The sequence below is a fragment of the Collinsella tanakaei genome, assembly GCF_016902615.1.
GTDB lineage: Bacteria > Actinomycetota > Coriobacteriia > Coriobacteriales > Coriobacteriaceae > Collinsella > Collinsella tanakaei_A.
The window spans coordinates 86,377-105,191 of the sequence record NZ_JACJMB010000004.1 but is presented as its reverse complement, the minus strand read 5'-3'; the positions used below and the strand labels follow the sequence as shown (position 1 = coordinate 105,191).

General features: G+C 67.1%; 15 protein-coding genes, 1 tRNA gene and 1 riboswitch. Of the genes, 3 read left to right on the top strand and 13 right to left on the bottom strand.

The genetic code is table 11. The features are described 5' to 3' along the window. Positions 1-8 precede the first annotated feature (8 nt). The 3 genes from H6A21_RS02560 to H6A21_RS02550 form a co-directional block, all read right to left on the bottom strand. Positions 9-914, bottom strand: coding sequence for an HAD family hydrolase (locus H6A21_RS02560; protein WP_204560023.1), 906 nt, complete (start codon positions 912-914; stop codon positions 9-11). Positions 915-1,145: 231 nt separating this feature from the next. After that, positions 1,146-4,727, bottom strand: a complete 3,582-nt coding sequence (locus H6A21_RS10875) for a hypothetical protein (protein WP_239462585.1) — start codon at positions 4,725-4,727, stop codon at positions 1,146-1,148. Positions 4,728-4,993: 266 nt separating this feature from the next. Beyond that, on the bottom strand, positions 4,994-6,055 hold the full coding sequence (locus H6A21_RS02550; protein ID WP_204560022.1) for a LytTR family transcriptional regulator: 1,062 nt from the start codon (positions 6,053-6,055) through the stop codon (positions 4,994-4,996). Between the two features lie 142 nt (positions 6,056-6,197). Here H6A21_RS02550 and H6A21_RS02545 point away from each other — a divergent pair. After that, a tRNA-Val gene (locus H6A21_RS02545) sits at positions 6,198-6,273 on the top strand. 74 nt (positions 6,274-6,347) lie between these two features. Then, on the top strand, positions 6,348-7,367 hold the full coding sequence (locus tag H6A21_RS02540; RefSeq protein ID WP_204560021.1) for an acyltransferase family protein: 1,020 nt from the start codon (positions 6,348-6,350) through the stop codon (positions 7,365-7,367). A 101-nt stretch (positions 7,368-7,468) separates the two neighbouring features. Here the strand turns inward: H6A21_RS02540 and H6A21_RS02535 are convergent, their stop codons facing one another. The 10 genes from H6A21_RS02535 to H6A21_RS02490 form a co-directional block, all read right to left on the bottom strand. Further along, positions 7,469-8,752 (bottom strand): aminotransferase class III-fold pyridoxal phosphate-dependent enzyme, encoded by a 1,284-nt coding sequence (locus H6A21_RS02535; protein ID WP_204560020.1) that lies wholly within the window; start codon positions 8,750-8,752, stop codon positions 7,469-7,471. Between the two features lie 81 nt (positions 8,753-8,833). Continuing rightward, entirely contained in the window at positions 8,834-9,787 is a 954-nt protein-coding gene (gene argB, locus H6A21_RS02530) for an acetylglutamate kinase (RefSeq protein ID WP_204560019.1), read from the bottom strand. A 63-nt stretch (positions 9,788-9,850) separates the two neighbouring features. Then, complete coding sequence (argJ, locus tag H6A21_RS02525; RefSeq protein ID WP_204560018.1) at positions 9,851-11,122, bottom strand: bifunctional glutamate N-acetyltransferase/amino-acid acetyltransferase ArgJ; 1,272 nt, start codon at positions 11,120-11,122, stop codon at positions 9,851-9,853. Positions 11,123-11,161: 39 nt separating this feature from the next. Beyond that, complete coding sequence (gene argC / locus H6A21_RS02520) at positions 11,162-12,232, bottom strand: N-acetyl-gamma-glutamyl-phosphate reductase (RefSeq protein WP_204560017.1); 1,071 nt, start codon at positions 12,230-12,232, stop codon at positions 11,162-11,164. A 183-nt stretch (positions 12,233-12,415) separates the two neighbouring features. Continuing rightward, entirely contained in the window at positions 12,416-12,835 is a 420-nt protein-coding gene (locus H6A21_RS02515; protein ID WP_204560016.1) for a pyridoxamine 5'-phosphate oxidase family protein, read from the bottom strand. A 106-nt stretch (positions 12,836-12,941) separates the two neighbouring features. Continuing rightward, the gene (locus H6A21_RS02510; RefSeq protein ID WP_204560015.1) at positions 12,942-13,382 is read right to left on the bottom strand and encodes a pyridoxamine 5'-phosphate oxidase family protein; all 441 of its coding nucleotides are present in this window, start codon (positions 13,380-13,382) and stop codon (positions 12,942-12,944) included. Between the two features lie 42 nt (positions 13,383-13,424). Further along, entirely contained in the window at positions 13,425-14,213 is a 789-nt protein-coding gene (locus H6A21_RS02505) for a CbiQ family ECF transporter T component (RefSeq protein ID WP_204560014.1), read from the bottom strand. Further along, a complete protein-coding gene (locus H6A21_RS02500) occupies positions 14,213-16,027 on the bottom strand; it encodes an energy-coupling factor transporter ATPase (protein ID WP_204560013.1) in 1,815 nt (604 codons plus the stop codon). The genes H6A21_RS02505 and H6A21_RS02500 overlap by 1 nt, the downstream gene beginning before the upstream one ends. Further along, complete coding sequence (locus tag H6A21_RS02495; RefSeq protein WP_204560012.1) at positions 16,024-16,614, bottom strand: ECF transporter S component; 591 nt, start codon at positions 16,612-16,614, stop codon at positions 16,024-16,026. Before H6A21_RS02495 ends, H6A21_RS02500 begins: the two co-directional genes overlap by 4 nt. Before the next feature lie 6 nt (positions 16,615-16,620). Next, positions 16,621-16,809, bottom strand: a riboswitch (FMN riboswitch). Positions 16,810-16,966: 157 nt separating this feature from the next. Continuing rightward, entirely contained in the window at positions 16,967-17,644 is a 678-nt protein-coding gene (locus H6A21_RS02490; RefSeq protein ID WP_342636032.1) for a copper homeostasis protein CutC, read from the bottom strand. 256 nt (positions 17,645-17,900) lie between these two features. On the opposite strand from H6A21_RS02490, the gene H6A21_RS02485 reads away from it, so the two are divergent. Continuing rightward, positions 17,901-18,812: a haloacid dehalogenase-like hydrolase gene (locus H6A21_RS02485; protein WP_204560011.1), complete on the top strand. Its 912-nt coding sequence runs from the start codon at positions 17,901-17,903 to the stop codon at positions 18,810-18,812. Positions 18,813-18,815 lie beyond the last annotated feature (3 nt).

Here is an 18,815-nt window from a genome sequence, read left to right as displayed (position 1 = left end):
GCTCCTTCCTACCCGCGCGCCGCGAGCACGCAGCGCATGGCCTGCACCCAGCCGTCCACGATGCGCCCGCGCGTCACGAAGGCGTTGTCGTGGGTGCTGAGGAAATCCTCGGCCGTCGGGTTCTTGAGGCCGTTTTCCACCAAAAAGAACGTGTCCACGTAATCGGCCATAAGGAAATCCGAGGTCGCATCGCCGATGGCCGCCGTCTCCGAGAGGTCGATGTCACGCAGCTCGCAGAACCGCTCGATGCCGCGGCCCTTGTTGAGACCGCGCGGCATGATGTTGAATGCGCGGCCCTTCACGCCCTCGGGCAGCTTCAGCGTCGTGGGGGCGGAGATGTAGTTCAGAAAGCCGTTGTCGCCCCAGTCGAGCTCGGCGCCGGAGCGGCGGATGATGTCGCGCGCCTCCTCGTCGGGAATCTCGCCGCGCAGGCCCACCGTGACCTCGCGGTGCTTGTAGCCGGTCGACATGTCGTTGTGGTACTCGAGCAGCCCGGGCCAGCGGTTGGAGAACTCCTCCAGGATGCCCGTGGCCTCGATGCACTCATGGGGCGAGTAGCCCCAGATGGGGTTGAACGGCATGTCGGCACAGAAGTACTCCCAGCGGCTCTCGCCGCGGTCGAGCATGAGCAGGCCGCCCATCTCGCCGATATAGGAGTTGAGGCCGAACACGCGCGAATCCTCGTGCAACATGGAGCGGTTGCGCCCCGAGCACGGGATGACCTCGATGCCCGCGCGCTTCAGGTCGACGAGCGTCGAGACGAGCTCGAGGCTCGGGTTGCCCGCGGCATCCGAGAGCGCGCACGACCCGGGGGCGAGCATGGTGCCGTCGAGGTCGGTGAACACGTAACGGATGCGAGCGAGGCGTTCACGCAGCTCACCGGTGGGGACATCGGGCAGCACGGTATGGGGCATGGGCACTCCTTCGATGCAGGGGGCGCGATCGGCGCGCCCCCGTTCGGTTGCGCTCCATTGTAGCTTGTCTGCCTGCACCCGAACCATCTACATCGCAGCATCACCAGCACGGGGCACCGACCCGCTCGCAGCGTTATGGGCCCGCAGCAGCAGGCGCGTGTCAAGATATCCCTTACCGGATACCCCGCCTACCGGACGAGACGGCACGAGGCGACCGGACGAACGCCGCCTTTACCTGGACGCATGCGCACATATGCGGCGCCGCACGGCCACACCTGCGCACACTGCAGCCGCGCCGAGCGCGGCGCACGCGGCCGCCGAAAGCATGCCGGCATCACCCGTTGCGGGCAGCGAGGACGCGCGCTCGGCACGCTGGGCTGCGCCCGCCTGCGAGCCCGCGGGAGAGCGGTTCGCGTCGGCCTCGCCGGCATCCTCCTGCCCTGCGCCGCCCGAGGGGATGTCGGGCACGGCCGGATCGATCGGCTCGTCAGGCGCGTCCGGATCGTCAGGCGCGTCCGGGTCGGTTGGATCGTCGGGCTCATCCGGATCGGTTGGGTCGTCGGGCGTCTCGGGACCAGTAGGATCGTCTGGATCCGTGGGATCATCCGGGTCGGCAGGCTCATCCGGCTCGTCGGGAACATCCTGGTCACCGGGTTCGCCCGGCGTCGGCTCGTCGGTGCCGGAATCGCCGCCAGATGCGGACCCGATCGGCTTCGTCACGTAGTACCGCAGATAATCCGGGTCCTTATCCGGCTGGGCGTCGCCTGCAACGCCCGGTGTGCCCGCAGGGAACTGGAGGGTATCGAGGGGCCAGCCGATCGCGAGCCATGAGCCGCTCTCCAGCCACGCGCCCTCCATCGCTCCGTTCACGAAAAGCCGCACGCATGCAGAAGCATCCGCCGCCCCCGCAAGCGCCTCTTGCGAGCAGAGCACAATCTCGTGCTCGGTATACGTACCGGCTGTCGACCCCACCCGGGATACGGCAACAGCGCCGTTCGAACCAAGGCTCACGTGCGTGAATATATAGCTCCACGCGTCCGAATCATGATTCTGGGAAGACGAGACCTTGCAGCAACCGGTCCGCGTCCCGTCCCCATCGAGCGTCAGCACGTAGCCGTCAGCATGTTGCGACGCAGCATCGGCATCGGCAAAGAGCAGCGCAAACGACCCATCGCACGCATCGGCACCACGCAGGTCGCGATAGCCGCGCGTATCGAGCGTGATGACCTTATCCGCGGGGAGCCGATCGAGCATCGTGGAGCCATTCACATCAAGCTCGTCAATGCTCGAAGACCCCCAGGTGCGCAGCGCATCGGCAAAGGCCTCAGCCGTCGTCGCATAGCAGACATAATCGGCAGCGCCCTCTGCTCCACCGCCTTCAACCTCCGCCCATGCCAGGTGACCATCACCCGCAAAGAGCTGCGATGCCGCAGCAACCAAACCATAGTGATACGAAGCGCTTCCGTCGGAAGCGCCTGTGATGAGCTCCGCGACGGCGCCCCTCACCATTATCAGGCCTTCTCTGACTCCGATGACCTCCGGCGCCGACGTATCCTCATCAACGTGGACTACGCGCCCCGTCCATGTCGACGTATCGACTACGGCCACGGTGTTCCCGATGCCGCTAAAGCACAATGCGACCTTCCCGTCGTCAAGCGATACCGCCGATAATCTTGTCGCCTCCGTTTCGGGAAGTCCCAGCCCCTCGATCTTCACAGGGTCGGAACCGGTGCCGTCGGCAGCGATCGCGACCGCCTCCACTCCCTCGACGGTGGCGTGGAAAACGACATGCCTGCCGTCCCCCACGTCCACCACATCGCTTGCCAGCCCCGCAATGCCAGCTCCCCGCTCGATCGAGTAGGTGCCGGTATCGTCGATAGGCGCGACATTCCCGACCGCAAGGGACACGCGGATCTCCGGTGATGTCAGCCCCTCGCCGATCTCGAAGGTATCTGCCGGCAACAGCAGCTCGCAGGTCTCGGCGCCATGCAGCAGCAACGCATCGAAGCGGTACTTGACCGCGATGCGCTCTCGGTCGACCGTGAGGCGTACCGGCACGCGCTCGCCGCCCACGAGCAGCACCGGCTCCGTCCGGTTCGTGGCACGCGTGGCACTGCTCGCTGTGAGGTGGAGCGTGCCCGCGTTGCAAAGCCGCTCGCCCTCGTCAAGCTCAACGGAGAACGCGGGCAGCTCGGGCGCCGCCTTGCCGGTATGGGAGATCGTGACCGTGCCGCTATCCTGCCCGCAGGCATCGATGTGCACGCCGATGCCGGTGTAGCCGATTGCCGGCACCTCGTAGAAATTCGTCGACGGATAGGTATCCGGCGTCACCTCGTCACCCTCCGCGAGCAAGCATCCGTATGCCCCCGAGGTGGCATGAGCGAGCGTCCTTCCGGAACCCAGCATATGGGCGCGGTCGATATCGGGGTCAATCAACTCGATCAGCTGGTCGTTCACCCGGCCGTTAAGGTTGGTATGGATGAAGTCGATCGCATCCTCATCGACCTCGGCGCGCACGCGGTACATGCGAAAGCCGCTGGGCAGTGGGCCCGACCCGCCATCCATAGCACCCGTAAAGAGCGATTGGTTGCCGCCATACCCGTCGTATTGCAGCACGTAGTAGTCGGAAAAGATCCCCCCGTTGCGATTTGAGACGACGATGACACCGCCGGTCGCGATCGGGTCGTCGACAACGAAGCGCGCGAGGTCGAGCGTGGTGGCCGACGTGCCGTCCTCGCCGGGCGCGACGGATGCCAGCACCTCGCCGCCGCGCGTGACCTCGATGCCCTCCACAGACGCCGCAACATGCGTGATGTCATCCTCGTCCAGCCAGCCGAGCAGCCATTTCGAGAACCCGTTATGGTCGCCCACGTTGTCCATCATCATGTCCGAGCCGATGATGCCCGTCGGCCACGTGAACCCAGACCCCGTTTGGGCGGCAGCGCTGTAGTAATCCGGCAGGCCGAGCACGTGACCGGTCTCATGGATGATGGTGGAGGCGCCTGCCTCGGTGTTCGAGGGGTTGTGGAGCAGCACGCACTTGGATGCCCGGACGCCGTCGAAAGTCGGCGCATCGCTGCTGAAGGTAAACGTCTGGCTCCACCATGTCGACATCCAGCCGTCATCTGGCCCGGCGAAATGCAGGTAGATCGCATCGATGCAGCCGTCGTCGTTACCATCGTAGTCGGCGTAGTCGATCTTATCGTCAAGCGCGCGGAGAGCCTCGCCGAACAGGCCGTCAACAGCATTCAGCCCCTTCGTTTCGTAATAGCTCCGCGGATGCGCGGCCGTGTAGGCGAACGCATCGCCTGAAATCTCGAGCGCCCCGTAGCTGGAGCGATAGTAGTAGCTGGACAGGTCCTCGTAGGGATAGAAGCCGCCCCTGCCGTCGATCAGCGCGTCGAGCGCCTCCAAGGTGTCCTCCTCCCCGAAGGTATAGGCGCTCTCGTTCTCACCTGCCGGGAAATCGACATAGAGCGCGATCACGTGCGCCTCGCCCTCGGTGGGCATACCGCCTCGCCACGACACCGGCACGAAGTTCGCCTGCGCCGAGATGCCCGCCTCGCGCGCTTTGGCCTGCGCGATCAGACTCTCCGATGGGCTACCGAGATCCAGCTCCTCGGCATGGGCCATGCGCTCGTCGAGCGTGCCGTCCGCCTCGTAGGTTGCCAGCTGCTCCTCGGTGGGAATGCAGGGCGACGACACCGAGGCGCTTGCGTGCGCCGGTGTCGCCGAGAACCCCAGCATCCCCAGCACGAGGGCGGCAGACGCGACCAGCCCGGTCGCACAGCGAGAGAATCGATCGGACAGCATGTGACCTCCCAGGAAACGTCATGCAGGCGGATGCGCCGCGCCAATCGGGCGCAGTGTCGACGATGGGCCAATTATGCATTCAGGCGGAGGAGCACCCGATCCGGAAGACCATATCTGAGCATGAATGCGCCCGTTTCGGCATGAATGCCGAGGCGCCCTGACACAGATAGGTCACCGCAGACGAGTGGATGGAGCGCGCTGCGCATGCGCATCGCAGCGGGCAGGCTCGGATTCGAAAGGCACCCCGCACGCTGCGCGCGAAGCGGCTATTTCTTCGTCCGGTCGAGTCGCCGCATGATCTCCTGTCGAATCTCGGCGGACCGCCGCTCGGGTACGGGCACGAACCCCTCCCCGATCAGCTCGATTTTCCCGTGGCTCACCGAGCTGATGGCATCGGTATTCACGAGGTAGCTGCGGTGCACGCGCAGAAATGCGTCACCGAGCTGATGCTCGACATCGCTCAGCAGCATGTTGAGCTCATAGCTCCCGTTCAGCTCATGGACGATCGAATGCTTTCCCGCCGCCTCGACATACAGGATCGCAGCCGGCATGATGATGCGGCTCGACCCGTTCGTCTCGCGCAGCATCACACGGTCGCCGTTGCCCGTACGGCGGCTCGCCTTGAGGATGCCCTGGACATAGCGATAGGTGTCCATGCTCACCTGAACGGGGAATGTTTCGCCGTCCACCAGCTCGCGCCACTCATTCGAGCTGTGGATGTGATAGGCCTTCCATCCCTCATCGGTCAGGCGGCAGCACGCCGTGACACGTTGGTGCACGGCTGTCAGCATCTCATCCCGCAAGCCCGTGAAAAGGTCGTAGGTGCCGTACACGATCGCTCTCCTTGCAACGGGCTCGGCCTCGTCGAGGACGCGAAGCCGCGCGTTGCGGACGATCACGAAGGGCGTCATCTCCTCAGCTTCCTGTACGCCGAGCATCTCTTCACGGCTGAAATACGACATGTTGCCGGCGCCGATGAACGAGCAGTCCTCGGTGGTGCGCATGAAGAACGGCTCATAATTCTTCGCGTAGTACGATGCGATGACCCAGGCGATGATGGAGGGCAGCTTCTCGATGGGTTCGTTGCCGTCGGCCAAGCCCTCGGGCTCCGGGGGCAGCATATGCAAGAGGGCGCTCTCGTCATCGGATGCCACGGTCCGCCCTGGGGCCTCGGTGCGAGACGTCCCGTCGCCCGAGCCGCCCTGCGTCCGGCCGTCTGCCCCTTCGCTATCGGAAGCGGGCACGAAGGCGGCGGCCCGTCGCCCGTCGTCCTCTACGGCATCTTGCCCATCGTGCGTCACGTCGCCATAGCCGACCTGCTGCGCCATAGGAGCATCACCCCTTGTTCTTGCCGCGCGACCAAAATGCCAGACGCCGGTTCGCGCAGGCTCCCAAGACCCCGGGATTTCGACACCCATTTGCCCGATTGAGATGCCGATTCCCATGTTTTCCGTTATACTAAACGCCCATGGGCGATTGGCGCAACGGTTAGCGCAGGTGCTTTACACGCACAAGGCTGGGGGTTCGAATCCCTCATCGCCCACCATCGACTCGCAAGCGGCTCCGGCAACGGGGCCGCTTTTGGCATCTTTGGAGAGACATGACCGGAAAGACCGACCCGTGACCGTATCGACCACCGTCCGCGCGCCCCGCATCCCGCTGTACGACAACATCAAGGGCGTCCTCATCATCCTCGTCGTCATCGGCCACTTCATGCACCCGGTCCACAACGACAACCCTGCGCTCAGCGCCGTGTTCGACATCATCTACCTCTTCCACATGCCCCTGTTCGTCTTCATGTCAGGCCTGTTCGCGAAGGGTGCGTATCGTGACGGCAGGCTCGATATCAACCGCATCATCTCCTACCTGCTGCTCGGCTTCATCTACCAGGCGCTTCTGCTCCTCATCACGGGCATCCCGCTTTTCCCCAGGCTCTTCCTGTTCGCCTCCGCCCCGTGGTATCTCATCGCCATGGCCTGGTGGTACGCCGCAACGCCGTTGCTTGCACGCCTGGGCCCTGCGCGCGGCATGGGGATCAGCCTGCTGGCCGCGCTCGCATGGGGATCGGTCGATCTGTCGAACGGCTTTCTCGCCATCAGCCGGACGGTTGCGTTCCTTCCGTGGTTCGCCTGCGGCTACTATCTCGCGCCCTCCCGCGTGGCCGCGCTCCATATGGACCGACGCCTGTGGATCGCCGTCGCCGCGGCCGCCCTCATCGCGGGCGCGCGGCTCGTCGACCCCTCTGCTTACGATTGGTTCTTCCAGCGCGTCTATGGCGACACACCCTATCTGACGGGCTTCCTGTCGGGCGTGGCGGAGAAGCTCGTCGCCATGTCCGCAGCCTGCATCTTCTCGCTGGCGCTCATCCGTCTCGTACCCGATGCGCCCCGGGCGAGACTCGGCGAGCTCGGGCGCCGTACGCTGCAGGTCTACGTGATCCACCGTCTCATCCGGGCAGCCCTCACGTTTCGCACGCCCTTCTACGACCTGCCCGTGCTGCTCGATCCCCTGTGGGGGACGCTCATCATCGTCGCGCTTTCGCTCGCCGTCTGCGCGCTCTGCGCGGCGCTGCCTGTCGAGGGCATGTTCAACCGCTTCATGCACAGAACCTGGATTCCCTCCGAGGGGCTTCGCCGTTAGGGTGTCCTCATCGGGGACGGGGCAGTTTGGTGCCACGGGGGCGTGGCGCGCCCCCGTGGCACCAAACTGCCCCGTCCCCGATGAGGACACCCCGGCTGAGACTACGCCAACACGTCAGCCAAGGCGCTCACGAGCGCATCGACGTGTTCGCGCTCGCACACCAACGGCGGCAGGAAGCGCAGCGTATGGGCGCCCGTCGCGTTGATGACGAAGCCGGCATCGAGCAGGGCGGCGACCACGTCGTGCGCATCGCCCGCCTCCTCGTCCAGATCGCAGCCGACCATAAGGCCCGCGCCGCGCACCTCGTCCACGTGCGGCAGGGCGGCCAGCCGCTCGGCGAAATACGCACCGACCTCGGCCGCATGCTCGTCGTAGGCGCCGCGCACGAGCTCGCAAAGCACCGCCTCGGCCGCCGCCACCGCCAGGCAGCTGCCGCCGAACGTGGAGCCATGGTCACCCGGACGGAACACATCGGCGACCTCGCGGCGCGCCATGCACGCGCCCGCGGGCACACCGCCGGCGATGCCCTTCGCGAGGCTCATGATGTCCGGCACGACGCCGAGCGTCTGGAACGCGAACGGCTTGCCGGAACGGAAGATGCCCGTCTGGACCTCATCGGCAATGAGCAGGCCGCCCACGCCGTGCACGAGGTCGGCCGCCGCCTGCATGAACTCGCGCGTCAGCGGGTGCACGCCGGACTCGCCCTGGATGGGCTCGACCATGACGGCGCAGATCTCGCTTCCCAGCTTGTCGAAGATGGCGCGCAGCTCGTCGATGTCGTTGGGCGTGCACGCCACGAAGCCGCCGGGCAGCGGCTTGAAGCTGTCCTGCAGCCAATCCTGCATGGTCGCGGCGATGGTCTCGAGCGTGCGCCCGTGGAAGCCGCCGCGCAAGCAGACGATAGTGTTGCCGCCGTTGCCCGTGCGATGCGCGTACAGGCGCGCGAGCTTCATCGAGCCCTCGTTCGCCTCGGCACCGGAATTCGCGAAGAACGTCTCCCACACCTGCTCATCTGCAGCGGGAGCAGCAGCGGCGCGCACCTCGTCGGCGTGGCCCGCCACGATGGCGTCGGCCAGGATGCGCGCGCCGTCCATGTCGTCGTTCGCGAGCTTGGACAGAAGCGCCGCCACCTCACCGCGATGCTCGATATAGAAGTAGTTCGACACGTGCATGAGCCGCTCGGCCTGGTCGCGCACCGCCTCGACGAGCGCCGGGTGCCCATGACCCAGGCAGCACACGCCAATGCCGGCGAGGAAATCGGTGTACTCGCGGCCGGCATCATCTACGAGCGTCATGCCATGGCCGCCAACGAAATCGACGTTGGAGCGGCCGAAGGTGTGCATCACGTACGACGACTCGAGGGTCTTCTGGATTTCGAGCGACATGGGGATTCCTTTCGATGTGGCAGGGCCGCGCCATTCCGTGCGCGGCCCCGGATGCGATGTGTGTGGAAGGCGCGCAGGCGGCTAGATGTTTTCCGCAAGGCGCGCGGCGAACTGCGTGAGCGGGTGCGGATGCGTATCGTTCTCGTAGGCGACCTGCGTCGAGTGCATGACCGTGCCCACGCCTGAATCGGTCAGCAGCTCGAGCAGCAGCGCGTGCGGCGTCGTGCCGTTGATGATGTGCGAGCGGTATACGCCGGCTTTCAGGGCGTACACGCAGCTCTGGAGCTTCGGGATCATGCCGCTGTCGATATCGCCCGAGGCGAGCATGGCCTCGGTCTCCTCGAGCGTGAGGTTCGAGATGAGCGAATCCTTGTCGTCGAAATCCTCATACAGGCCGTCGACATCGGTCAGGAAGATGACCTTGTGCGCATGGACCGCGGCGGCGATGTGCCCGGCGGCGACGTCGGCGTTGATGTTGTAGAAGCCGCCGTCCTCGCCCTGGGCCACGGTCGCGACGACCGGGATGTAGTCGTTGTCCATCAGGCTGTTCAGGAAGTCGGCGTTCACGCGGACGATCTCGCCCACGCGCCCCAGCCGCTTATCGAGCTGGCGGGCGATGATGGTGCCCGCGTCCGCGCCCGACACGCCCACCGCGAGGTTGCCGTGCACGTTGACGGAGGCGACGAGCTCCTCGTTCACCTTGCCGACAAGCACCTGGCGCACGACCTCCATGGCCTCCTCGCTCGTGACGCGCTGGCCGTCTTTGAACTCGACGGGGATGTCGTAGTGCTTGAGGGCGGCGTTGATGTCCTTGCCGCCGCCGTGCACGATGACGGGGCGCATGCCGATGATCTTCAGCAGAACGATGTCGCTCATGAGGTCGGCGCGCAGCTTCGGATCGACCATGGCGGCGCCGCCGTACTTGATGACCACCGTCTTGCCGGTGAGGTTCTTGATCCACGGGAGCGCCTCGAACAGCAGCTTCGCGGTTTCTTCATTTGGACGCGAGGGACGCGAGTCGCGTGCGTACTTCATGGTTCCTTCTTACTTTTTGGACATGAATCGTGATGTTTGTCGAGGGGTGGACAAGCGGCGCGATTAGGTGCGGTAGTCGCCGTTGATGACGATGTACTCGTGCGTGAGGTCGCAGGTCCAAACGGTCGCCTCGCCCTCGCCGGCACCCAGGTCCGCCCAGATGGTGATCTCGGGCGCCTCGAAGCGACGGCTCGCCTCCGCCTCATCGAAGGGCACCGTCAAGCCGTCGCGGCACACGGGGATTCCCATGATGTCGATGGCGACGTCGCGCTGGTCGAACGCCACGCCGCACTTGCCGAGCGCCATGGCGATGCGGCCCCAGTTGCAGTCGTGGCCCGCCACGGCGGTCTTCACGAGCGGCGAGTTGGCGATGGCGCGGGCGCAGGTGTCGGCATCGTCGTCCGTCGGCGCGCCGGTGACGTTCACGGTGATGAGGCGCGAGGCCCCCTCGCCGTCGGCCGCAATCGCGCGGGCGAGGCTCTCGCACACCACGCTGACCGCGTAGAAGAGCTCCTCGTAGGCCTCGGTCCCCTCGCAGATGGGCTCGGCATCGACCGCCGCGGCACCGGAGGCGAGCATGATGCACGTATCGTTCGTCGAGGTGTCGGAGTCCACCGTCACCTTGTTGAACGTCTGCGCGACGCATGCCGTCAGGATGCCGTGGAGCGTGCTCGGCGCGACCGGCGCGTCGGTGGTGATCAGGGCGATCATGGTCGCCATGTTCGGCATGATCATGCCCGAGCCCTTGACACAGCCGCCCACGGTGAACGTGCAGCCCACGTACTCGAGCACGCCGCTCTCGTAGGTGACGGCGTACTCCTTGGGGTGCGTGTCGGTCGTCATGATGGCGCGGGCGAAAGCCGCTCCGCCCGCGCGGGAGCGCTGCTCGAACGCAGCGGGAACGCCCATCTCGAACGGCGTGATGTCGAGCTGCTGGCCGATGACGCCCGTGGACGCCACGAGCACCTGCTCGGGCTCGCATCCCACCACCTGCGAGACGATGTCGCAGGTCTCGCGCGCAACCGCCAGCCCCGGCTCGCCGGTGGCGGCGTTGGCGTTGCCCGAGTTGACCGCGACCGCGCGCACGGTGCCCCAACCCCGCTCGGCACCGCCCAGGTGCTTGCGGCTCACCGTGACGGGCGCCGCGCAGAAGCGGTTCGTGGTGAACACGCCCGCGGCGCTTGCCGGCTCGTCGGCGACGAGCAGCGCGAAGTCGGCGCGCTCGGGTTCGGCGCGGAACCCCGCGTGCAGGCCGCAGGCGGTAAAGCCGCGCGCGCTCGTGACCCCGCCGTCGGGTACGGCGCGAAGCTTCGAATCAAACGCATCGATATCCATAAGGGAGCCTTTCCTCCTTGTGTGACAGCGGATGGGCGCCTACACCGGCATGGCGGCAAGCGGCAGGCCGCAGCGCTCATCGAGACCGAACACGATGTTAGCGCACTGGATGGCTTGGCCGGCAGCTCCCTTGCAGAGGTTGTCGATCGCGCTCGTCACGACGAGCATGCGCGCCCGCGCGTTGACGGCGACACCGATCTGGCAGGCGTTCGAGCCCGCAACCGAGCTCGTCTTGGGATTTTGGCCGGCGTCGAGCACGCGCACGAAGGGGCGCGCCTCGTAAAACGCCCGATAGCGCTCGATGACCGCCTCGTCGGTGAGCGTCGCGGCGACGTCCGCGGCAAGCGGGATGTTCACCGTGGAGAGCAGCCCGCGGCGCAACGGCGCCAGATGCGGCGTGAAGACCACGCGGTCGGGAAGGCCCAAGATCTGCTCGATCTCGGGTGTGTGGCGATGGCGGCAGACGTTGTACGCCTCGACGTTCTCGTCAGCCGAGCAGAAGTGCGTGCGGGCGTTTGCCGACTTGCCGGCTCCGGTCACGCCCGAGATGGCGTCCACCACGACAGAGGCCCCCTCGGCGAGCCAGCCCGCATCGATGGCGGGATAGGCGCCGAGCGAGGTCGCGGTGGGATAGCAGCCGGCGCACGCGACGAGCACCGCCTCGCCCGCGGCATGGCGCGCCGCGGCGTCCGCCAGGTCGTCGGCAGCGAGCTCGGGCAGGCCGAAGGCGCGCGTGGCGAGCAGCTCGGGCGAGGTATGGGGCGTGTTGTACCACCGCTCGTAGACCGCGGGGTCGGACAGGCGGTAGTCGGCGGACAGGTCGATGACCGTCACGCCCGCGGCGAGCAGCCCCGGCACCGCGGCGAGCGCGGCGGTATGCGGCACGGCGAGGAACACCGCGTCGCACTCGGTGAGCGCGGGGTCGTCGTGCGTCGAGAACACCAGGTCGCTCACGCCCGCGAACGCCGGATACACGCTCGCGAGCGGCTGCCCCGCGTCCGCATTCGACGTGATGACGACGAGCTCGAACACCGGATGGTTGAGCAGCAGACGCACCGCCTCGATGCCCGCATAGCCCGCAGCGCCGACGACTCCCACTTTGTAGGCCATATGACCTCATCTCCAAAATGCATGCGATTGGTTCGAGAATGCATAAATTCGCATGTTCGGACCTTCAATATCGAACAGCATGAGAGAGTACCACGCAACGGGCAGCTTGCGCCCTTCTTTTTTTCGCGACATAGTCTCGCAACATGGGCGCAGGTGCGCAGATTCGCCGATGCGGCCGCGCTCCTACAGCTCGACGACGCGCTCGCTGCCGTCGATATCGCGGAAGCGCGCCTGCGCCGCCCGCACGCTGAAGAACGCCAGGCGCCCATCACGGGCGGATGCGTGCTCCTCGCCGATGCCCACCATGTGGGCGAAGCCCGCCTGGCGCACCGCCTCGCTCGCGCTCGCGTCGGCGGTGAGGTCGGCCTCGCCGGTCAGCACGATCCAGAACGCGCCCGGCTTCCATCCGGAAAGCTCGAACTTGGGATGCGCCGCGAGCTCGCGCCACACGTCCTTGTCGCGCGAGGTGCAAAACCACAGGCGCCCCGCGTCCGCGCAGACGAACGAAAACGGCCGCACGCGCGGCTGCTCGGGGTCGTTCTCGTCGATCGTCGCCAGATACCAGGCGGGAATCGACGTCAGGTACGAGACGATCTCATCCATGGAATGCGGTCTCCTTTCGTATCGGAGCCCATCCGGCAGCGCCGGTGCGGTACCGCAGCGCGCGCCGCCGGATGGGCCCTTCCGTTCTGATGTGGCAGCCACCCCGCTACGGGAGCGCAACCGGCACCCATGCGTCATGGTTGCAGATCCATGCTTGCGGCTCCTCGACGCTGAAGAACACGAGCGTGGGGTCGTCCGGCCCCGCGTAGTGCTCCCCCAGCCCCTCGAGATGGCGCCAGCCCGCCTCGCGCAGCGCCGGCGCCGCACGGTCCTCGAGCCCCGCGCGGCCGCGCAGGATGAGCCAGCCGTGCCCCGGCCACCAGGCCGTCGCCTCGATGCGCTGGTTTTGCAGCAGCTCCTCCCACACGTCCTTCGTGGTCGCCGTGCAGAACCAGATCTTGCCGTCCTGCTCGGCGGCAAACGAGAACGGCCGCACGTGCGGCTGGTTGTCCACGCTCGTGGCGAGATACCACGCCGGTATGGACGTCAGGTACTCGAGCACCAGCGCGATGCCCTCCGGGGCGGTCTGTGCACAGGAATCGGTCATGGCAACCTCCTCTTTTGGTGAGATGATGGGCGGCGCGCGAAGCTAGCCGACCAGGATCACGACAGCGGCCAGGGCGGCAAGCAGCGCCGCGGCGACGCCGTCGCGGGTGCCGAAATGCAGCGGGTGCAGGCGCGTTCTGCCCTGCTCGCCGTGGTAGCAGCGGGCATCCATGGCCGCCGACAGCGTATCGGCATGGCGGAAGATGCTCGCGAACAGCGGGATGGACACGCTCGAGAGCATGCGGATCCCCCCGAGCGGACCGGACGCGACGCGGGCGCCGCGGCTCACCTGGGCCCGATAGGTCGTCTGGAGCTCGCTGGCGAACTGCGGCATGAAGCGCAGGGCGATGCCGAGCATCATGCCGAGCTCATGCGCCGGCACGCCGAAGCGCTGAAGCGGCGAGAGCAGGCGCTCCACCGCATGCGTGAGGTCGAGCGTCATCGTCGTCATGGTCACGAGGCTCATGACGCACATCATGAACAGCATGCGCACCGACGTGAAGACGCACGCGTACACGCCGCCCTCGTAGATGCGGATGAAGCCGAGCTCGAACAGCAGGCGCCCGCCGTCATCGGTGAAAAGGCGCAGCAGGGCGACCACGACGATGATGGCACACAGCGGTGCGAGCGAGCGCAGGGCGCGCCCCGCCGGTATGCGGGCGACCAGGTAGAGCGCCGCCGTGAACAGCCCGATGACCGCCAGGCCGGCGAAGCTGCGCGCGAGCAGCGACACGATGAGAAACGCCAGGCCGCCCACGAGCTTCGTGCGCGGGTCGAGCCGGTGCAGCACGCTGTCGCCCGGATAGTAGCTGCCGAAGGAAAACGCCTCCACTAGCGTGCACCTCCCTGCACCAACGCCGCCACCGCGCAGGCGAGCCCCTCGATCGTATAGAGGCGCCCATGCGCAAGCGGCACGCCGAGCGCGCGCAGCCCCATCGCCATGCGCTGCGCCGCGGGCGCGTCCAGCCCGACGCGGCGAAGCTCATCCGGGCGGCAGAAGACGTCGTGCGGCGTGCCGTCCATGAGCACGGCGCCCTCGTTCAGCACGACCACCCGGTCGCAAAGCTCCGCCAGGTCGTCCATGCTGTGGGAGACCATGATCACCGTCAGCCCCTCATCGTGCAGATGGGCGACGAGGTCCAGAAACTCCCGGCGCGCCGCCGGATCGAGGCCCGCCGCCGGCTCGTCGAGCACGAGCACCCGCGGTCGCATGGCGAGCACGCCGGCAAAGGCGACGCGACGCTGCTGGCCGCCCGAGAGGGCAAACGGGCTCTTGCTCCCCACAACGTCGGCGGAAAGCCCCACGAGCCGGAGCGCCTCGCGCACGCGGGCGTCCACCTCATCGGCGGAAAGCCCGAGGTTCTTCGGGCCGAAGGCCACGTCCTCCAACACCGTCTGCGCGAACAGCTGATGCTCCGGATACTGGAAGACGACGCCCACGACGGTCTTCGCCTCGTCGGCGGCGCGCCGGTCCGCAAGGTTTTCCCCGCACACCGCCACGCGCCCCATCGTCGGATGCACCAGGCCGTTCATATGCTGGATAAGGGTCGACTTGCCCGAGCCGGTATGGCCGGCGATGCCCAAGAACTCGCCGGGGCGGATCGCAAGGTCGATATTGTGAAGCGCCCAGATGGCCTCCGGGTCGCTCCCCCACGCGGCGGCCTTCTTGCGCCGCGGCAGCCTGCGGCGCCGGGCGCGCTCGCGCACCGACGGCTCGTAGCTGTAGCTCACGTGCTCGAAGGAGATGAGGGGCTTGCTCCCCGCCGACACCGGCGCGCCCGCATCGTCGTCGGCAGGCGCACACGGATCTTCGGCACCATCGCCCGCGCACGCCCCGACAAGCTCGGCGACCGCGCGCACCATGGCGCCCTCGTCCACCCGCGGCGTGCAGGCGACGCCGCGCTCGCGCAGCGCCAGGGCGAGCTGGCAGCAGGCCGGCACCTCGAGGTTCAGGCGCCCGAGCACCTCGACCTGCGTGAGCACGTCTTCCGGCGTGCCCTCGAGCGCGATCTTGCCGGCGTCGAGCACCACGACGCGGTCGGCCGCCGTCGCCTCCTCCATATAGTGCGTGATCATGACGATCGTCATGCCCGCCTCATGCAGCCGCCGGCACACGCGCAGCAGGCCCGCGCGGCCGCGCGGGTCGAGCATGGCCGAGGCCTCGTCGAGCACGAGCACGCGCGGGCGCATGGCGAGCACGCCGGCGATGGCGACCCGCTGCTTCTGCCCACCGGACAGCGCGTGGGTCTCGTGGCGCTCGAAATCCATGAGGCCCACGTCGCGCAGGGCCTCGGCGACCGCGCGCGCGATGGCGTCCGGCTCCTCACCCAGGTTCTCCGGGCCGAAGGCCACATCGTCTTCCACAAGCGTGGCAACGAGCTGGTCGTCGGGATTCTGGAACACATAGCCCACCGTCGAGCGGATGTCGTAGGTGAACTCGGTATCGGCGGTATCCATACCGTCGACCGTGACACGCCCCTCGTCGGGCACGAGCAGGGCGTTCAGATGCTTGGCAAGCGTCGACTTGCCCGATCCGTTGCCGCCGAGCAGGCACACGAACTCGCCGTCGGCGATCGTGAGGCTCACGTCGTCGAGCGCGTAGGTCGCCCCGTCATAGGTGTAGCGAATATGCTCGCACGAGATCATGAGCGCCCCTGCACCCGATCCTTCTCGGGCGTGATGAGGTTCGAGACGGCCTTATAGACCACGAGCGTCAGCACGGAGTTGAGCGCGGTTTTCACGAGGTTGAACGGGATGACCGCCGGCACCATGAGCGGCATGATGGCATCGGGCGTTCCGTACCAGAACCATACGCCGATGGTGAGATTCGCCACGACCGACGCCGCCGTCGCGGCGACGATGCCGAGCACGAGGCCCACGATGGCACCCGTATACGTATGGCGACGGCGGTAGATGAGCGCCGCCGGCACGACATAGCACACGCAGGCGACGATATTCATAAGGGCGCCGACCCAGTCGCCGGTCATCAGCGCATGGATGACCGCGGCGAGCACGCCCACCGCGACGCCCGCGCCCGGCCCGTAGGCGAAGCCCGCGACCATCGCCGGCACGAACGAGGGGTCGTACGTGAGAAACGGCGCCGCGGGAATGATCGGGATCTGCACGAACATGAACAGCGCGCTCACGGCGCACATGAGCGCCATGGTCACGAGCTGCTTGGTGCTCCACCTATTCGTGTTCTCAACATGGATATGACGGGACTGTTCAGCCATGAGAATCACCTGCCTCTTTCATCCGGCCTGTAACCGTTGGCTCCGGATTTCCACCGGATCGGCCTGCAGATGACCCAACACCTACGAGGTTCGCGGGCTTGTCGGCAGCACACGGGACCTTGACGCCCGGCGCCCGGACGCGCGTCCGGCCGACTCACCGCCAGTGGGGAATTCCACCCCGCCCTGAAACAGCAAAACCATCGTAGCACCGTTTCGGCCATTGCGGGCGCCGCGGCGCCGATATGTGCCGATGCCATGGCGATGCCTGCGGGAGCCAAGGCCCATATGCGCGGGCGGGCCGGACGGAATGATCCCGCCCGGCCCGCCCGGCAACAGCTCCTCTTCGCGCCTTCTAGAGCTCGACGATCTTCGTGCCGTGAACCTCGGATACGCCCAGGGCCTCGGCGACCTGCTCGACGTTACCGTAGGTGATGCCGCCGCCCGGCAGGATGATGATGCGGCCCGCGGCGTGGTCGATCAGGCGGCGCAGGCGCTCGACGTTGCCCATGATGGGCGTCCCCGCGGCCCCGCCGTGGGTGAGGATGCGCTCGACGCCAAGCTCGGCCAGGTAGTCGATGGCCTCGAGCTGGCGGTCTATCGCGAGCTCATCGAACGCCATGTGGAACGTGACCTGCACGGGGTCAGCCTCCTGCGCGTCACCCTTCGCCGCCTCGACGAGCCTCGCCGTCATGGCGCGGTCGATGACGGCCTCGCCGGTCGCGGGATCGGCCGTGAGGCAGCCGAAGACCACGCCCGTCGTGCCCAGGCGGCGCGCGCAGGCGATATCGTCGAGCATCATCTGCTCCTCTTCGGGCGTGTAGACGAAGTTCCCGCCGCGCGGGCGGGCCATGGCCATCACGGCGACGTCGTGCTCGCCGGCGAAGGCGACGGCGGCGCGGATGACGCCGACGCTCGGGCTCGTGCCGCCCACGGCGAGGTTGTCGCACAGCTCGATGCGGCCCGCGCCGGCCGCGACCGCAGCGCCCACCCGCTCCATGTTCTCCGCGCAGAACTCCCTCAGCAACGCCATGGCTCCTCCTATCGCCGTCGCGCCGCGGCATCCGGCAGCGGCGCATATCCCTATCCGTGATGGTATACCCGGGCCGGTGCGCGGCAACCCCGCGCTACGTTCACCTTCGCTGCCGTCTCGCACGCAGACGGGCGGCATCTCATCCGATTGAGTCGCCCATCCTCCGCCATTAGCATATATAGATATTGGGGAGCATGCCCGCACCGCGACCGCAGTGCACGCCGCGCCCCGCGGGCAGCAAGAGAAAGGCCGTGTTATGAAGCGTCTACTCAACTGCGAAACGTCCGACCTCGCGCGCATGAGTCGCCAGGAGCGCCTCGACGCCATCGAGGCGAGCGAAGGGCGCGTGATCGTCCAGGAGCTCTCGCTGTTCCGCAACACCATGATGCTCGAGCCCATCTCCGATCCGGAGATCGCCTGCGCGTTCGGTGCGGACCTCATCTTGCTGAACGCTTTCGACTGCGAGCACCCGCACATCGCCGGCATCGACTGCGAGCCGGCCGAGACCATCCGCACCCTGAAGCGCTACACCGGCCGCCTGGTCGGCCTGAACCTCGAGCCGGTAGGCGACTCGGCCATGCTCGGCGAGCAGGAGGACATGCCCACCGGTCGCGCCGGCACCGTCGAGAACGCCCTGCGCGCCCGCGACCTCGGCTTCGACTTCATCCTGCTCACCGGCAACCCCGGCACGGGCGTCGACAACGCGGCGATCCTCAAGGCCACCCGCGAGATGCACGAGGCGGTGGGCGACACCATGATGATCTTCGCCGGCAAGATGCACGCGGCCGGCTCGAAGGACGAGGCGGGCGAGAACATCGTCTCCCGGGACATGGTCCGCGCGTTCGCCGATGCCGGCGCCGACGTCATCCTGCTGCCCGCCCCCGGCACCGTCCCGGGCGTGACCTTCGAGTTCGTGCACGACATGGTCTCCTACATCCACAGCCTGGGCAAGCTCTCGCTCACGGCCATCGGCACCTCGCAGGAGGGCGCGAGCGCGGCCACCATCGAGCAGATCGCGCTCATGTGCAAGATGACGGGCACCGACCTGCACCACGTGGGCGACGCCGGCGTGGGCGGCCTGAATCCCGAGAACCTCATGGCCTACAGCATCGCCATCCGCGGCAAGCGCCACACCTACCTGCGCATGGCCCGCTCCATCAACCGCTAGCAC

What these genes read in the sequence shown, in the direction of transcription:
- H6A21_RS02510 (WP_204560015.1), bottom strand. Translation starts at nt 13,382, where the DNA reads ATGACCGATTCCTGTGCACAGACCGCCCCGGAGGGCATCGCGCTGGTG.
- H6A21_RS02500 (WP_204560013.1), bottom strand. Translation starts at nt 16,027, where the DNA reads ATGATCTCGTGCGAGCATATTCGCTACACCTATGACGGGGCGACCTAC.
- H6A21_RS02535 (WP_204560020.1), bottom strand. Translation starts at nt 8,752, where the DNA reads ATGTCGCTCGAAATCCAGAAGACCCTCGAGTCGTCGTACGTGATGCAC.
- H6A21_RS02560 (WP_204560023.1), bottom strand. Translation starts at nt 914, where the DNA reads ATGCCCCATACCGTGCTGCCCGATGTCCCCACCGGTGAGCTGCGTGAA.
- argB (WP_204560019.1), bottom strand. Translation starts at nt 9,787, where the DNA reads ATGAAGTACGCACGCGACTCGCGTCCCTCGCGTCCAAATGAAGAAACC.
- H6A21_RS02550 (WP_204560022.1), bottom strand. Translation starts at nt 6,055, where the DNA reads ATGGCGCAGCAGGTCGGCTATGGCGACGTGACGCACGATGGGCAAGAT.
- argJ (WP_204560018.1), bottom strand. Translation starts at nt 11,122, where the DNA reads ATGGATATCGATGCGTTTGATTCGAAGCTTCGCGCCGTACCCGACGGC.
- H6A21_RS02485 (WP_204560011.1), top strand. Translation starts at nt 17,901, where the DNA reads ATGAAGCGTCTACTCAACTGCGAAACGTCCGACCTCGCGCGCATGAGT.
- H6A21_RS10875 (WP_239462585.1), bottom strand. Translation starts at nt 4,727, where the DNA reads ATGCTGTCCGATCGATTCTCTCGCTGTGCGACCGGGCTGGTCGCGTCT.
- H6A21_RS02490 (WP_342636032.1), bottom strand. Translation starts at nt 17,644, where the DNA reads ATGGCGTTGCTGAGGGAGTTCTGCGCGGAGAACATGGAGCGGGTGGGC.
- H6A21_RS02495 (WP_204560012.1), bottom strand. Translation starts at nt 16,614, where the DNA reads ATGGCTGAACAGTCCCGTCATATCCATGTTGAGAACACGAATAGGTGG.
- H6A21_RS02515 (WP_204560016.1), bottom strand. Translation starts at nt 12,835, where the DNA reads ATGGATGAGATCGTCTCGTACCTGACGTCGATTCCCGCCTGGTATCTG.
- argC (WP_204560017.1), bottom strand. Translation starts at nt 12,232, where the DNA reads ATGGCCTACAAAGTGGGAGTCGTCGGCGCTGCGGGCTATGCGGGCATC.